This window comes from Nonomuraea sp. KM90 (assembly GCF_052246675.1).
Taxonomy (GTDB): domain Bacteria; phylum Actinomycetota; class Actinomycetes; order Streptosporangiales; family Streptosporangiaceae; genus Nonomuraea.
The window spans coordinates 19,235-33,388 of sequence record NZ_JBQQCB010000022.1; the positions used below are offsets into that span (position 1 = coordinate 19,235).

14 protein-coding genes are annotated in these 14,154 nt (G+C 72.2%); 10 read left to right on the forward strand and 4 right to left on the reverse strand.

Features of this window, described 5'->3' with window-relative positions; all coding sequences use genetic code 11:
- Positions 1-4: 4 nt before the first annotated feature.
- Complete coding sequence (locus ACTWPW_RS23380) at positions 5-1,027, reverse strand: polyprenyl synthetase family protein (RefSeq protein WP_375109622.1); 1,023 nt, start codon at positions 1,025-1,027, stop codon at positions 5-7.
- 119 nt (positions 1,028-1,146) lie between these two features.
- Here ACTWPW_RS23380 and ACTWPW_RS23385 point away from each other — a divergent pair, with 119 nt between their 5' ends.
- The 7 genes from ACTWPW_RS23385 to ACTWPW_RS23415 all read left to right on the forward strand — a co-directional run bounded on the left by ACTWPW_RS23385 (position 1,147) and on the right by ACTWPW_RS23415 (position 8,796).
- Positions 1,147-2,493, forward strand: a complete 1,347-nt coding sequence (locus ACTWPW_RS23385) for a cytochrome P450 (RefSeq protein WP_375109621.1) — start codon at positions 1,147-1,149, stop codon at positions 2,491-2,493.
- On the forward strand, positions 2,490-3,329 hold the full coding sequence (locus ACTWPW_RS23390) for a terpene synthase family protein (protein ID WP_375109620.1): 840 nt from the start codon (positions 2,490-2,492) through the stop codon (positions 3,327-3,329). The genes ACTWPW_RS23385 and ACTWPW_RS23390 overlap by 4 nt, the downstream gene beginning before the upstream one ends.
- Complete coding sequence (locus ACTWPW_RS23395; RefSeq protein WP_375109619.1) at positions 3,326-4,852, forward strand: prenyltransferase/squalene oxidase repeat-containing protein; 1,527 nt, start codon at positions 3,326-3,328, stop codon at positions 4,850-4,852. Before ACTWPW_RS23390 ends, ACTWPW_RS23395 begins: the two co-directional genes overlap by 4 nt.
- Before the next feature lie 147 nt (positions 4,853-4,999).
- Positions 5,000-7,438 carry a nitrate- and nitrite sensing domain-containing protein gene (locus tag ACTWPW_RS23400; RefSeq protein ID WP_443169904.1) on the forward strand — a complete coding sequence of 813 codons (2,439 nt, stop codon included), beginning with the start codon at positions 5,000-5,002 and terminating at the stop codon, positions 7,436-7,438.
- Positions 7,435-7,854 carry a roadblock/LC7 domain-containing protein gene (locus ACTWPW_RS23405; RefSeq protein ID WP_364135417.1) on the forward strand — a complete coding sequence of 140 codons (420 nt, stop codon included), beginning with the start codon at positions 7,435-7,437 and terminating at the stop codon, positions 7,852-7,854. Before ACTWPW_RS23400 ends, ACTWPW_RS23405 begins: the two co-directional genes overlap by 4 nt.
- Positions 7,851-8,228 (forward strand): DUF742 domain-containing protein, encoded by a 378-nt coding sequence (locus ACTWPW_RS23410; protein ID WP_364135420.1) that lies wholly within the window; start codon positions 7,851-7,853, stop codon positions 8,226-8,228. The genes ACTWPW_RS23405 and ACTWPW_RS23410 overlap by 4 nt, the downstream gene beginning before the upstream one ends.
- A complete protein-coding gene (locus ACTWPW_RS23415) occupies positions 8,209-8,796 on the forward strand; it encodes a GTP-binding protein (RefSeq protein WP_375109617.1) in 588 nt (195 codons plus the stop codon). The genes ACTWPW_RS23410 and ACTWPW_RS23415 overlap by 20 nt, the downstream gene beginning before the upstream one ends.
- Before the next feature lie 119 nt (positions 8,797-8,915).
- Here ACTWPW_RS23415 and ACTWPW_RS23420 read toward each other — a convergent pair whose 3' ends face one another.
- The gene (locus ACTWPW_RS23420) at positions 8,916-9,635 is read right to left on the reverse strand and encodes a DUF6882 domain-containing protein (protein WP_443169905.1); all 720 of its coding nucleotides are present in this window, start codon (positions 9,633-9,635) and stop codon (positions 8,916-8,918) included.
- Positions 9,636-9,746: 111 nt separating this feature from the next.
- Between ACTWPW_RS23420 and ACTWPW_RS23425 the strand changes: the two genes are divergently transcribed.
- Positions 9,747-10,238, forward strand: coding sequence for a 2'-5' RNA ligase family protein (locus ACTWPW_RS23425; RefSeq protein WP_375109615.1), 492 nt, complete (start codon positions 9,747-9,749; stop codon positions 10,236-10,238).
- Positions 10,239-10,320: 82 nt separating this feature from the next.
- Here the strand turns inward: ACTWPW_RS23425 and ACTWPW_RS23430 are convergent, their stop codons facing one another.
- On the reverse strand, positions 10,321-11,043 hold the full coding sequence (locus tag ACTWPW_RS23430; RefSeq protein ID WP_443169906.1) for a TioE family transcriptional regulator: 723 nt from the start codon (positions 11,041-11,043) through the stop codon (positions 10,321-10,323).
- A gap of 129 nt (positions 11,044-11,172) precedes the next feature.
- Here ACTWPW_RS23430 and ACTWPW_RS23435 point away from each other — a divergent pair, with 129 nt between their 5' ends.
- A complete protein-coding gene (locus ACTWPW_RS23435; RefSeq protein ID WP_443169907.1) occupies positions 11,173-12,423 on the forward strand; it encodes an erythromycin esterase family protein in 1,251 nt (416 codons plus the stop codon).
- A gap of 126 nt (positions 12,424-12,549) precedes the next feature.
- On the opposite strand, the gene ACTWPW_RS23440 is transcribed toward ACTWPW_RS23435, so the two are convergent.
- Positions 12,550-13,470, reverse strand: a complete 921-nt coding sequence (locus ACTWPW_RS23440; RefSeq protein WP_443169908.1) for an NAD-dependent epimerase/dehydratase family protein — start codon at positions 13,468-13,470, stop codon at positions 12,550-12,552.
- 22 nt (positions 13,471-13,492) lie between these two features.
- On the opposite strand from ACTWPW_RS23440, the gene ACTWPW_RS23445 reads away from it, so the two are divergent.
- On the forward strand, positions 13,493-14,149 hold the full coding sequence (locus ACTWPW_RS23445) for a TetR/AcrR family transcriptional regulator (RefSeq protein WP_443169909.1): 657 nt from the start codon (positions 13,493-13,495) through the stop codon (positions 14,147-14,149).
- Positions 14,150-14,154 lie beyond the last annotated feature (5 nt).

The window sequence follows — 14,154 nt, forward strand, 5'->3', positions numbered from 1 at the left end:
CGCCCTAGTTGACCCGGTTCACCAGGGACTCGCACAGGGCACGCAGGTCCGTGGCGTCCGGCAGGCATTCGTCGAGGACGTCCATGGCCGATGCCAGGTGGCGCTCCGCCAATGCCTGGGCCGCCGCCCGGCCCCCCGCCTCCTCGGCCAGGTGGGCGGCGCGGCGTACGGCGTCGTCGTCCATCGTCCTCGAGACGAGGATGGTCGACAGCTCGCGGGCGGCCGTCCGCTCCGAGGACAGGGCGGCGAGGATCGGAAGCGTTTTCTTCTCGCGTCGCAGATCGCTGTGCACGGGCTTGCCGGTCAGGCCCGGGTCACCCCAGATGCCCAGCATGTCGTCCACGATCTGGAAGGCGATGCCCAGATCCCGCCCCATGTCCCACATGCGGTCGGCGAGCTGCGGAGCGCCGCCCATCGCGACGCCCGCCGCCGCGGCCGCCCCCAGCAGGCTGCCCGTCTTGCCCGCCACCATCTCCAGGTATTCGGCGGTGGAGACCTGGTCGGGCCCATGCCATGAGCGCTGCTCGAAGGCCATGTCGGTGGTCTGGCCCCGTACGAGCTCGACGAGGGCCGCCGACAGGTAGCCCATCGCGTCGGGCCGCCCGGCGACCTGTCTGATGGCCAGGGCCAGGAGCGCGTCACCGGTGAGCAGCGCCGGCCCCACGCCGTACGCCTTCCAGAGCGCCTCGCGGTGCCTGCGCCGCTCGTCGTTGTCGATGATGTCGTCGTGCACCAGCGAGAACGCGTGCACCAGCTCGACGGCCACCGCCGTCGGCAGCGCCGGCTCCGCGTCACCACCGGCCGCCTCCGCGCTGAGCAGAGCGATCGCGGGCCGCACGCCCTTGCCACCGCCGTCGTCCTGCCACCGTCCGTCGACGTCGGACCACCCGAGCGTGAACGCCGCCATCATCGCGCCCCACGGGTGCAGGACGGAGACTGCTTCGCGAAGCGCGGGCTCGAACAGCCTCCGGCAGCGCGCGATGACCTCCCCGCCAGGCCGGACGGGGTCGAGGGGGTCGGCTGCCATGCGTGCGCTCCTAGTCAGTACGATCTTGAATCTACACAGAGTGTCGTGTGATACTCCACGGAGAGCTTAACTTTTGTCAGGAAATATCCGTCATGTGAGACGGATGTGATGGAGGTCCGGTGTCGTTCGGCGGCCTGCCGACCTGTCAAGCCCCAACCCTGCCCTTTCTCCGCACCCTGACCAGGCACGCACGCGTTCCCTTACGCGCCTTCGAGGAGGCGAGCAAGCAGGCCAACGGTGAGCTGGTCCGGCTGAACATGGGCCCCTTTCGCCCCTATCTGGTGACCCACCCCGACCACGTCCAGCACGTGCTGAAGACGAACCAGCCCAACTACCTCCGCGCGGGCATGTTCTGGGACCCGCTGGGCCCCCTGCTCGGCCAGGGCATCCTGTCGGACGGCGCGGGCTGGACCGCCAGCAGGAGCATCCTGCAGCCGATGTTCACCGCCCGCTACGTCGACTCGCTCACCCGGCGCATGGCCGAGATCGTCACCGGCCTCATCGACACGATCGTGGTGCCGGGGCGGCCCATCGACATCGCCGACACCATCTCCGCCCTGGTCCACCCCGTGATCGTGCGGCTGTTCCTGGGCTCGACGATCTCCGACACGGACATCGAGCGGCTGGCTCCGGCTTACGACACGGGCGTGACCGCCCGCTCGATCCGGCTGCTGCTGCCGTTCGTGCCCCAGCGGTTCCCGTTGCCCGGCGACAGCGCGTTCCGGCAGGCGATCAGGACCATCGACGAGGTCGTGTACCCCCGCATCCGGTACGCGAAGGCGCGCGGCGAGCACGAGAACGACCTCGTCTCCCTTCTGTGCCAGGCCCGTAAGGGGGAGACGGACGCGGACCGGCTGATCCGCGACGACATGGTGGCCATCCACGGCGCCGCCACCGAGACCTCCGTCACCGCGCTGACCTGGGTCTGGCCGGTGCTGGACGCGCATCCGGAGATCGCCTCGAAGGTCTACGAAGAGATCGAACGGGTGGTCGGCACCGGGCCCGTCACCACGGCGCACCTGCCCGCGCTCACCTACCTCCGGATGTTCCTGGACGAGCTCGTACGCCTCTACCCGCCGGGCTGGATCCTGCCCCGGACGGCGGTCCGGACGGACACGATCGGCGGGGTGGAGATCCCGGCGGGGTCCACGGTGGTGCTGAGCCCGTTCCTGACGCAACGGCTGCCCGAGTTCTGGGACCGGCCGCTGGAGTTCGACCCCGAGCGGTTCGCGCCGGAGAACGGGCGCGGGCGGCACCGGTACGCGTACTTCCCGTTCGCGGCGGGACCGCATTCGTGCCTGGGGCCGCGCCTGTTCACGATGGAGGCGCTGCTGCTGATCGCCGGGATCCTGTGCAGGTACCGGCCGGTGCTGCACGCCGACGGCCCGGTGCTCCCCCGGCTGGCCTCGACGCTGCGGCCGGCCACGGGGCTGTCCATGACGCTCGTTCCCGCGGGGCGCGGATGAGCGGCCTCACCACGGCGGCGGACCTCGGAAGGACCTGCGCGCTCGGCGTCGAGTGCGCCCGCGACCTGGCCCGCCACGCCGCTCGGCACCCTGAGCTCTTCCCCGCCCGGCCCTTCGACGCCGGCTTCTTCCACTCGCTGGGCCTGGTCGGCGCGTTCGGCTCGCCCTGGGCCACGGCGGCGGAGCTGCGGGCGGTCAACCGCGCGGCGCTGTGGGTGTTCGCGGCGGACCTGCTCGTCGACCACGTCGCCACGTCCCGGGGCGAGGTGGCCGGGATCGTCGGGGAGTGCGTGGCCGTGGCCGCCGGGAAGGACCCGGACAGCCCGCTCGCCCGGTTCCTCGCCGAGCTCCGCGACGACTTCGGGGCCGACCCGCGCTGGCGCGGCCAGCTCGAACGCATGCTCACCGCGATGGAGCGGGAGTGGGAGTGGCGCGAATCCCGGGCGGTGCCCGGCCTGGACGAGTACCTCGCCAACGCCGACAGCTGTGGCTCCTCCTTCGTCAACCTGTCGCACTGGCTGTCCCTCGGCGACCCGGCGACGCTGTCCGAGCTCCCTCGTATCCGCGCGGCGAGCGACGAGGTGCAGCGTTACCTGCGGTTGCTGAACGACCTGACGACGCACGACCGGGAAGCCCGCTGGGGCGACGCCAACGCCCTGACGCTGGGGGCCGACCGTACCGAGGTGACCGACCGCATGGCACGGCACGCGCGCGCGGCGACGGAGCTGATCGTCCCGCTGCGCGGGAGCGACCCCAGGACGGCGCTGTACCTGGAACGACAGATGGGCTTCAACTCCGGCTTCTACGGCGTCAGCGACTACTGGGGAGAACTGTGAACGTCACCCGCGAGGCCGGAACCCTGGTGGCCACGCTGATGTTCAAGCCGTGGGGCCAGGTGTCCGCGTCGGTCTACGAGACGGGACGGCTCGTCACCCTGGCCCCGTGGCTGACCGGCCATCGCGAGCGGGTCCACTACCTGCTCCGCACCCAGCGACCGGACGGCTCGTGGGGCGCCCCCGACGGCTACGGGCTGGTTCCGGCGCTCAGCGCCACGGAGGCCCTGCTCACCGTCGCGTCGGACGGCGGCGGCGGGCTCACCGCCGAGGACGTGGAGCGCGCCGCGGAGGCGGCGCGCGGAGGGCTGGCCGCGTTGCGCGAGCTGCTGCCCCAAGCGGTCGACCTGCCCGACATGCCGGCCGTCGACCTGATCGTCCCCGCGCTGGTCACCCTCATCAACGCCCACGGTGCCGGCGCGCCCCTCCCCCTGCCTCCCGGCCTGGACTACAGCCGCGTCGAACGGGTGCGGCGGGCGGTGGAGTCCGGCGCGGACCTGCCGGAGAAGCTGCTGCACGCCCTGGAGGTGACGGGTCTGGCGGCGGGCGGCGCGCGATCCGTGCGCCCTACGGTGATCGGCACGATCGGCGCCTCTCCCGCCGCGACCGCCGCGTGGCTCGCCAACGGCTCCGCGCTCGAGGCCGACTTCGCGCGGAACCACCTGGAGGCCGTCGTCACCCGGTACGGCGGCCCGGTCCCCGTGGGCCTCCCCATCACGGTGTTCGAGCGCGGCTGGGTCCTGACCTGGCTGGCACGGGCGGGCATCCCCGCCGAGGTGCCGCCGGAGATGGTGGCGGACCTGCGGGCGGCGATCGGCCCGGCCGGCACGCCGGCGGGCCCCGGGCTGCCCGCGGACGCCGACACGACGGCGGTCGCGCTGCACGCCCTGGCGTTGCACGGCATGTCCCGCGATCCGGAGAGCCTGCTGGCGTTCGACACGGGCACCCACTTCTGCACCTGGCAGGGCGAGGACGGCTTCTCCATCAGCGTCAACGCCCACGTGCTCGACGCGTTCGGCTCGTACGCGGCCACCAGCCCCACGAGAGCCGGCGCCTACGCGCAGGTCAGGACCCGGCTGGCCGGGTTGCTGGCCGAGCGGCAGCAGCCCGGCGGGAGCTGGGAGGACCGCTGGCACGCCTCGCCGTACTACGCGACGCTGAGCTGCGTGCTCGCGCTCGGCGAGTACGGCGGCCCCGAGCACGCCGCCACCGTGGCCAGGGCGCGGGAGTGGGTGCTGGGTACGCAGCGCGCCGACGGATCGTGGGGACGCTGGGAAGGCACCCTGGAGGAGACCGCCTACGCGATGCAGACGCTGCTGCTGCCCGAGAGGGTGCTGGGCCGCCCGGTCGACGGCCGGTACGAGGAGGCGACGGCCCGAGGGCATGCGTACTTGCAGCGTACAGGCGAAATATCGGACTATCCGTCGCTGTGGCATGACAAGGACCTTTACACTCCAATAGCCATCGTACGAGCGGCCATCCTGGCGGCCCTGCACCTGGGAACTCGCGTTATAGAAACCCGGTAAATTCGGACTTAATGTCACGTATTAGGATTTACCCGCCTTGAGCAGGCTTTGCGGCGTTGCTAGGGTATCCCGGGTGCCGGATCCTAGATATACACGTGTAAGTCTTGACATCTGGCTTGACGCGGCCCTCTGACCTGGACGGTTTATATGCGTTTGCGCAACTCAAGCGTGCGGGCCAAGGTGACAGCCCTGCTGGTGTCACTGGTCGCACTATGGGGTTTCGCCGCCTGGGTCACTCTGCGCGAAGGCGTGAACCTGGTGGGAGCCACCACGGTCGACAGCGGCGCCGTACAGCCCAGCGAGGTGCTCCTCGCCGAGCTCCAACGGGAGCGCCGGCTCACGGCGGAGGCTCTCGGCGGCTCGGGACGGCTGCCCGACAAGAACCTGCGTGACCAGCGTGCCAAGACCGACACGGCGCACGACACTCTGGTGGAGTCGGCGACCAGCACCACCGTCCGGTTCGCGGCGGACGCCGCGCTGACGCGTCGCATCGACGAGGCGCTCGAGACCGTCAAGGGGCTCGCCGCGGTACGGAAGACGATCGACAGCGGCCGGCTCGACCGTGCCCAGGCGACCGACTCCTACAACAACGTCATCGACTCGCTCTATCGCATGTTCGACTCCGTGGCCTCGCTGGACGACAAGGAGATCGCCAAGGACGCCCGGACCATGCTGGCGATCAGCCAGTCGAGCGAGTACCTGGCCCGCGAGGACGCACTCGTCGCGGGAGCGCTGGCCAAGGGCGGGTTCACCCGGGCGGAGCACACCGAGTTCGTGCAGCTGTCCGGCTTCTACCGCATCTCGCTGGAGAAGGCCGCGGCGCAGCTCGTGCCCGAGGACGCGGCCGCGTACCAGGTCTGGGCGAACAGCCGCGCGGTGCAACAGTTGCGCGTGCTGGAGCAGCGGCTCGCCCAGCAGCCGGACACCGGCGTCATGCCGGCCGTGACCGGCTCGGAGTGGCGCGCCGTCACCGAGCCCGCCCGCGCGTCGCTGGAGAAGCTCATCGCCGACGGCGGCGACCGGCTGGTCGAGCGGGCCGTGCCCGGTGCCGTGGGCGTCATCGTCCGCCTCGTGCTGGCCGGTGGCCTGGGGCTGGTGGCCGTCGTCGCCTCGATCGTGCTGTCGATCACCACGACCAGGCAGCTGCTCGCCCAGCTCAAGAAGCTGCGCGACGCGGCGCACGAGCTGTCCGACGACCGCCTGCCCGGCATCGTCGAGCGCATCGGCCGCGGCGAGGAGGTCGACGTGGCCAAGGAGGCGCCGTCGCTCGACTTCGGCGACGACGAGATCGGCCAGGTGGGCCAGGCGTTCAACACCGTGCAGCGCACCGCGGTCGCCGTCGCCGCCGAGCAGGCGGAGCTGCGCCGCAGCATCCGCGACATCCTGCTCAGCCTGGCGCGCAGGACGCAGGGCCTGGTGCACCGCCAGCTGACCGTCCTGGACGTGATGGAGCGCCGCGAGACCGACCCCGAGGAGCTGAAGGAGCTCTTCCGGCTCGACCACCTCGCCATCCGCATGCGGCGCAACGCGGAGAACCTCATCGTCCTGTCCGGCTCCTCCCCCGCCCGTACGTGGCGGCGCTCCGTCCCCATGGTGGACGTGGTCCGCGGCGCGCTGGCCGAGGTCGAGGACTACACGCGGGTCACGCTGCTGCCGATGGGCGACGTCGTGCTCGTCGGCCGGGCCGTCGGTGACGTCATCCACCTGCTCGCCGAGCTGATCGAGAACGCCGTGTCGTTCTCCCCGCCCTACACGAACGTGCAGGTCAGCGGGCAGCTCGTGGCCAACGGGTACGTGATCGAGATCGAGGACCGCGGCCTGGGCATGAAGCCCGAGGACCTCGACGCGGCCAACGAGCGCATCGCCGACCCGCCCGAGTTCCGCATCACGGGCACCGCCCGCCTGGGGCTCTACGTGGTCAGCCAGCTCGCCCGGCGGCACGAGATCCAGGTGGTGTTCAAGGCGTCGCCGTACGGTGGCACGACGGTCGTGGTGCTGCTGCCGCAGGAGCTCGTACAGCTCGACCCGACCCCCGAGCCGCAGGACGGCGACGGGCGGGAGCGGCTGCCGCGCCGGCAGCCGGCCGTGGCGACGGCGGCGCGCCCGGCCACGGCCGAGAACGTGCGCACGTTCCCCACTCGCCCCACCGCCGTCCCGGCCCCCTCGGTCCCCCAGCAGTCCGGCCCCCAACAGTCCGGCCCCCAACAGTCCGGCCCCCAGCGGCCTGACTCCCGCCCGCCCGTCTCCCGCCCGCCCGCCGAACCGCGGCAGCCCGCCGTCTCCCGGCCCGAACCCGCACCGGAGCCCACCCCGGAACCACGACCCGAAACGCCGGCCGAACCGGAGCAGCAGCCTGTGGCCGAGTTCACACCGTCGGGGCTGCCGTTGCGCGTGCCCCAGGCCAACCTGGCGCCAGCGCTGCGTGACGACACGCCCACGCAGCCCGACCTCGAGGAGGACGATGACGAGCGCTCGCCGGAGGAGATCCGCGCGATGATGGGATCCCTGCAGTCAGGCACCCGTCTTGGACGGTCGCAAGCGGCCAAGATGCTGGACGAGCAGTCCCAGCCCGGAGGTGAGGCATGACTCCCACGTCCGGCACCGACCTCAACTGGCTGCTCGACGACCTCTGCGGCCGCGTCAAGGAGGCCGAACACGCCATCGTGCTGTCGTCCGACGGCCTGCTGATGGCCTCCTCCGCCGGGTTGCAGCGGACGGACGGCGAGCACCTGTCCGCCGTCGCCTCCGGGCTGCAGAGCCTGGCCAAGGGCGTCTCGGACCAGATCTCCGCCGGCCCGGTGCGGCAGACGGTCGTGGAGTGGAAGAACCAGTTCCTCATCGTCACCACGGCCGGCGAGCGGGCCTGCCTGGCCGTGCTGTGCGCGCAGAACGCCGACATCGGGCTGGTGGCGTACGAGATGGCGATGATGGTCGCCCGGGTGGGCCAGTACCTCACCTCGGGAGCCCGCAACGCCGAGGCCATCGCCAGGAGCGACCGGTGAGAGGCCCGGACGAGCCCACGGACGAGCACTGGGTGGATCCGGAGATCATCCGGCCCTACGTCGTCACCCGTGGCCGTACCCAGCCTGCGCACGGCAGGTTCGACCTGATCTCCATGGCCCTGGCCGTCGGCCCGCCGCCGGGACCCGACGCCGGGCTGGACCCCGAGCACCTGCGCATCCTGCAGCTCTGCCGCGAACCCAAGTCCGTAGCCGAGATAGCCGCTTACCTGGACCTGCCGGCCGGCACGATCAGGGTGCTGCTCGGCGACCTGTTCGACCGCGAACTCGTCTCTGCCCAGGAACCACGATCCGAGGTGGACATGCACGACATGAAGATGTACAGGGCGGTGCTCGATGGTCTTCGCTCGCTCTGAGCGTCCGCGCCTGCCGACGGCGATCAAGATTCTGGTCGCCGGCGGGTTCGGCGCGGGCAAGACGACGATGGTGGGCGCGGTCTCCGAGACCCGGCCGCTGCGTACGGAGGAGGTGCTGACCGACCGCGGGATCGGTGTGGACGACCTCACCTCGGTGGAGGCCAAGCGCACCACCACCGTGGCGATGGACTTCGGCCGGATCACCCTCGGCAACGACTACGTCCTGTACCTGTTCGGGACGCCGGGGCAGGAGCGGTTCTGGTTCGTGTGGGACGAGCTGGCGGAAGGTTCCCTGGGCGCCGTCATCCTGGCCGACACCCGCCGCCTGGCGGACTGCTTCCCGTCGGTCGACTACTTCGAGCGGCGGGGGACGCCGTTCGTGGTGGCGGTCAACTGTTTCGAGGGGGCGCCGACGTTCGAGCTGGAGGAGGTACGGCTGGCGCTGCAGCTCGGCCCGTCGGTCCCGATCATCATGTGCGACGCCCGGAAGCGCGATTCGAGCCGGGAGGTCCTGATCACCCTGGTCCAGCACTCGGCCCGCCTCCGCGCCGAACCGGTCGGCAGCTGACACCCCCGGCCCGACAAGCGTGGTCCTCGCCTTCGGCCCGGGCCGCGTTTGTTCGGGGCGCGCGGGCTTCGCCACGGGCTGCCGGGCGGAGCAACGCGCACCGCATTTCGGAGCGGGCTCTAGCTGCCCTGCGGGGACGACATGGTGGCCCTGATGCCGGCCACGCGGCCGTACACGTCGAAGTCCGCGACCGCCTCGAAGCCCGGCCCCGTGAGGCGGGCCTGGTCGGCGCCGAACTCCGCGCCGAGCCCCCGCTTCACGGCGTAGCTGTGCAGCGCGCGCCTATGATCGGTCAGCGTGAGGCCCATGATCGCCTGCTGGATGACGCGCATGACGCGGGCCGGCTCGGGCGGGGGGAGGCGGAAGCCGGGATGCTCCACCAGGAACGCCGCCCGCGTCCCGCCGCCGGCGTCGCCGTTGTACGAGGTCCAGTGGCCGGTCACCGCCTTGGCCGCCTCGGTGAGGAGGGCGGCGACGAGGTGGGGCTCCTCCGGTGAGCCGGGGAGCGCGCTGAACGGGACCTCCGGGGAGGCGAGCTCCTGGATGCCGTACTGCCGGCCGAAGTCGCGCAGCCGCGCGGACATCGCCGCCACCGCGGGCGGGAAGCCCGACTGGTTCGCCCAGGCCCACAACCACGTGCCCGGGCCGGGGGCGGCGCTGCCGAGCAGGTGGAGGCCGGTGCACGTGATCGTACGGTCGCCGGTGAACTCGAAGTGCTGCCGCTGCAGGTCCACGTGCCAGCTGTGGTCACCGAGGACCTCTTCGAGATGGAGCTGGTGCTCGAGGGAGAGCAGGGCCGCGTCGTCGAGGAGGTTGGGGAAGGTGAGCGAGTTCTGCACGTCCCGCACACTAGAGCGCCCCGATGGGATTTGCGAGATTCTTTAGGGATTGTCCGAATGTACGGTGTCGAGTGATCGTTCCGTGGTCACGCGGGCGAGGGGAGCCGGAGGATGGAGTTCAAGGCGGGTGACACGGCGCTCATCGTCAAGGTGCCGGAGGCCGAACCGCTGGTGCGGCGGTGGCGGAAGCGGGAGATCGGCATCATGGCGCACGTCACCGTGCTGGTGCCGTTCCTGCACGTGAGCCGGGTCGACGAAGGCGTGCGCCGCGAGCTGGGGGCGCTGTTCGCCCGGCAGCCGGCCGTCGACGTGAGCTTTCACCGGATCGGCCGGTTCCCCGACGTCGTCTATCTCGCGCCGGACCCGGCGGGGCCGTTCGTGCGGCTGACGGAGGACGTGGTCGCCCGGTGGCCGGAGGCTCCTCCCTATGGCGGGTTGCACGACGCGATCGTGCCGCATCTGACCCTCGGGCACGGCGTGGCGGTGGACGAGGCCGCCGCGGCCGCCGCGCTGCCGCTCGCGGCGCGGGTCACGGGGGTGTCGATGCTGGTGCGCGGGGACGACGAGTTCTGGCAGGAGACCGAGTTCTTCCCGTTCGCCTGACACCCGCCGCGGGCCGGCCATCGTGACCTGCATGGCGTCGCTGGGCTTGGCCATTCGCCCCGGGCTCCGCGAGGCACGTTCCTCACCCGCTCTCGCGCCGGCGCACGTACGCGTCCAGCTCGGCGGCCCCCCGCAACATCGCGCGGCCGCGCGCCGACAGGCGGTCCTGCCAGTCGCGCAGGGCGGTCTCCAGGGGTGCCAGCCCGCCCGCCGCGCGCACCTGCGCCAGCAGCGGGGCGATCTGCTCCAGCAGGTAGCCGCCGCGTCTGAGCTGGTGGGCGAGCTGGGCATCGCGTACGTCGGCCGCCGTGTAGACGCGGTAACCGGTATGGGGGTCGCGGCGCGGCCGGACCAGCCCGGCCCGCTCCCACTTGCGCAGCGTCGCCGGCCGGATCCCCAGCCTCCTGGCCAGCGGGCCGATGAACGTGACGCCGGGGCTCGGCGGATCGGAGGCCCCCGGGCGGACGGAGGGGGCCAGGTCGCGCAGTGCCTGCTCGACGGCCTGGAGGGTGCGGCGGTCGTCGAGGAGCTGGGCGTGGCTCTCGTCGATCGTCCGCAGCGCCTCGTCGGTCGCGTCCCGGTGCAGCGCCCGCATGATCGACGTGGCCGTCTGGTGCCCGAACCCGGGCACCAGCGCGACGAACGCCCGCAGCGCGCAGGCGTGCAGGTCGGTGTAGGCACGGTAACCGCTCGCGGTACGCCCGGCCGGCGGCAGGATGCCGGCCTCCTCGTAGTTGCGCACCGCCTGGGTGGACAGGCCGTGCTCGCGCGCCAGGTCCACCGGCCGGAGTCGCCCGTCGGGCATGGTGCACCTCGCCTGTGTTGAGGGTTAAGCTGCGGCTATGGCATGAACGGCCGCACAAGTTTCAACGGAGAGTTCAACGATACCGTTGAAGGCATGAATTCAGTACCGGCGAGGAGAACAGGAACGGTCATGGCCGCTGATCCGTCCGTCCGCGAGTCCGTCGTCGGGGCCGCCCGCGACCTCGACGGCGAGGGGGTCTCCGCCGTCACCGCGTTCGTCCGCTCGCTGCCGGCCCCGCCCCGGCTGCTCGGCCTGGGCGAGGCCATGCACGGCGAGGAGGCGTACCTCGAGCTGCGTAACGCGATCTTCCGCGAGCTCGTCGAGCACGCGGGCTTCCGGTCGTTCGCCCTCGAGAGCGACTGCATGGCGGGCCTGGCCGTGGACGCCTACGTCACGGAGGGCTCCGGGACGCTGGACGACGTCATGGAGCGCGGCTTCAGCCACGGAGCCGGGGAGTTCGAGGGGAACCGCGAGCTCGTACGGTGGATGCGCGCGTACAACGAGGACCGCCCCGCGGCGGACCGGCTGCGCTTCTTCGGCTTCGACGGCCCGCTGGAGATGACCGTCGCCGCCACCCCCCGCCAGGCCCTCACCACGCTCCACGGCTACCTGGCCCGCCACGGCGTCCCGCTCCCCTGCTCCCCGGACACCCTCGACCGCCTGATCGGCGACGACGCCCGCTGGACCGACCCCGCCGCGGCCATGGACCCGTCCCGGTCCGTGGGCCGCTCCCCCGACGTCGCCGAGCTGCGCCTGCTCACGGACGACCTGGTGGCGCTGCTCACCGCCCACGCGCCGCACCTCATCCCCGCGACCTCGCCGGACGAGTGGTGGCGGGCGTCCCTTTGCGGCCGCACCGCCGCGGGCCTGCTCCGCTACCACGCCGGCATGGCCGACACGTCCGCCGACCGGGTGTGGCGGCTGATGGCCCTGCGCGACGCGATGATGGCCGACAACCTCCTCGCCCTCGCCCCGTACGGCCCGACGCTCGTCAACGCCCACAACCGCCACCTCCAGCGGGAGAAGAGCACCTGGCAGCTCGCCGACATGGCGCTGGACTGGTGGAGCGCGGGCTCGATCGCCGGGGCCCGGCTCGGCGACGGCTACGCCTTCCTGGCCTCGGCCCTGGGCTCCGTACGCCACCAGGGCCTGCCCACCCCGCACCCCGACACCGTCGAGGGCATCCTGGCCACGCTCCCGGGCGACCGCTACCTCGTCGACCCGCGCGCGCTGGCCGAGTCCCTCGGCGATCACCAGCCGAGCCCGCGCACCGACATAGCCTGGAACTACGGCTATTTCCCCCTGAGCCCCGGCCACCTGACCGACATCGACGGGATCGTCTTCGTCAAGGACGTCGCCCAGCGCCCGGAGGACGGCTGACGACCGTTTCGGGAACCACGCCGAGCGGCAGGTGATCTCGATACCGGCCTCCGGGACGTTCGGTGCCTTCCCACTACCGAGGCGAGCCTCTCGGGCCGGTGGTCAGCGCTCTCGGCATCGCCAGGATCAGGGGGTCAGGGAGCGGGCGGTGGCGAGCCAGCCCTCGCGGGCGCTCGGGTAGCGGGGCGCCCAGCCGGTCTCCTTGCGGAAGCGGGCGTTGCTGACCCGGAGCGAGCGGGTGAGCGAGGTGAGGCGGTCGCCCAAGAGGTACGCGGCCCGCCCCGGCCCCCGGACCCACGGGCGGGTGCGGGCGGCGCGGGCCACCGCGTTCGCGTAGGCGCGTTTGGTCAGGGGCTCGTCGTCCACGACGTTGTACGTGCCCCCGGGCGCCCCCAGCGCCGCCACCACGGCGGAGGCGGCGTCGGACAGGTGGATCGAGGAGACGTAGCCGGCCGGGTGGCCCAGGATCATGCCGACGTGGTGGCGGGCCTGGGCGAACAGCTGCTCGCTGTGCTCGGCGCCGGGGCCGAGGAACCAGCCGAGGCGCAGGATCACGGCCGCTCCCCCGCCGGTCGCGGCGAAGCGGCAGGCGTTCGCCTCGGCGGCGAAGTTGCCGCGGGTCAGCGGGTAGTGGTCGACCGGGGAGTCCTCGTCGATCCAGCGGTCGCCCTGGTCGCGGTAGAGCATGCTGACCGACTCCTGCACCACGCGGCCGAGCCCGGCGTCGAGGGCGGCGTCCGCGACGGCGGCGGAGCCCTCCACGCGGACGCGCAGGTTGTCGCGCATCGCCCGCGCGCTCATGAAACGGCTCATGGACGGGATGGCTGTCGCCAGGTTGACCACCGCGTCGTGCCCGGCGAACGCCGCGGCCAGCCCCGCCCGGTCGAACAGCGACACCCCCGTCAGGGCCGTCGCCCCCTGCCGTTCCAGCGCGGCGGCCTTGGCGGGGGTGCGGGCCAGGGCGGTCACCCCGTGTCCCGCCGCGACCAGCGCCGGCACCGCGTGGCCGCCGATCGCGCCCGTGCCGCCCGTCACGAATACGCGCATAGTGAGAGAGTACTCTCTTACCATGGCGAGATCCACACCAGGCGTCACCCGGCAGCGCCTCATCGACGAGGCCGTCCGGCTGTTCTCCACCCGCGGTTACGCCGCCACCTCGGTGGCCGACATCCAGGCGGCCTGCGGGCTGACGACCGGCTCGGGTGCGCTCTACAAGCACTTCCCGTCGAAGCAGGCGCTGCTGGAGGAGGCGGTGCGGCTCGACCTGGAGCGCATCGCCGCTCGGGGCAGTGAGGCGACCACCGGCTCCCGCGCCGGCGGAGGGGCCGCGCGCGACCCCGCCGACGCGGCCGCCGAGGAGCCGCGGGTGGCGCTGGAGCGGATGGCGCGGGTGGTCTGGGAGGTGATCGAGAAGGATCGGGGGCTGATCCGGATCATGCTGCGGGAGTTCGACGGGTTCCCGGAGCTGTTCGAGCGCATGTGGCAGGGCGTGCTGGCGGGCGTCTACGCGCAGGGGGCGGCCTGGATCAGGGCGCAGCGGGAGCTGGGCAACGTCGAGGCCGAGGATCCGGAGGCGACGGCGGCCGTGCTGCTCTCGTCGCTGACCTACTACCCGCTGCTGCGCATCATGATCGGCCACACGCCGGGCGACCTCGATCCCGAGCGGTTCCTGGCGGCGTGGGTGCGGCACGCGGCCGCCACGCTGCGCGTCCCGCCCCCTGCCTGACCTCC

Coding starts and splice junctions, on each gene's coding strand:
- ACTWPW_RS23380 (WP_375109622.1), bottom strand. CDS start 1,027: ATGGCAGCCGACCCCCTCGACCCCGTCCGGCCTGGCGGGGAGGTCATC.
- ACTWPW_RS23390 (WP_375109620.1), top strand. CDS start 2,490: ATGAGCGGCCTCACCACGGCGGCGGACCTCGGAAGGACCTGCGCGCTC.
- ACTWPW_RS23400 (WP_443169904.1), top strand. CDS start 5,000: ATGCGTTTGCGCAACTCAAGCGTGCGGGCCAAGGTGACAGCCCTGCTG.
- ACTWPW_RS23405 (WP_364135417.1), top strand. CDS start 7,435: ATGACTCCCACGTCCGGCACCGACCTCAACTGGCTGCTCGACGACCTC.
- ACTWPW_RS23415 (WP_375109617.1), top strand. CDS start 8,209: ATGGTCTTCGCTCGCTCTGAGCGTCCGCGCCTGCCGACGGCGATCAAG.
- ACTWPW_RS23425 (WP_375109615.1), top strand. CDS start 9,747: ATGGAGTTCAAGGCGGGTGACACGGCGCTCATCGTCAAGGTGCCGGAG.
- ACTWPW_RS23430 (WP_443169906.1), bottom strand. CDS start 11,043: ATGCCCGACGGGCGACTCCGGCCGGTGGACCTGGCGCGCGAGCACGGC.
- ACTWPW_RS23435 (WP_443169907.1), top strand. CDS start 11,173: ATGGCCGCTGATCCGTCCGTCCGCGAGTCCGTCGTCGGGGCCGCCCGC.
- ACTWPW_RS23440 (WP_443169908.1), bottom strand. CDS start 13,470: ATGCGCGTATTCGTGACGGGCGGCACGGGCGCGATCGGCGGCCACGCG.
- ACTWPW_RS23445 (WP_443169909.1), top strand. CDS start 13,493: ATGGCGAGATCCACACCAGGCGTCACCCGGCAGCGCCTCATCGACGAG.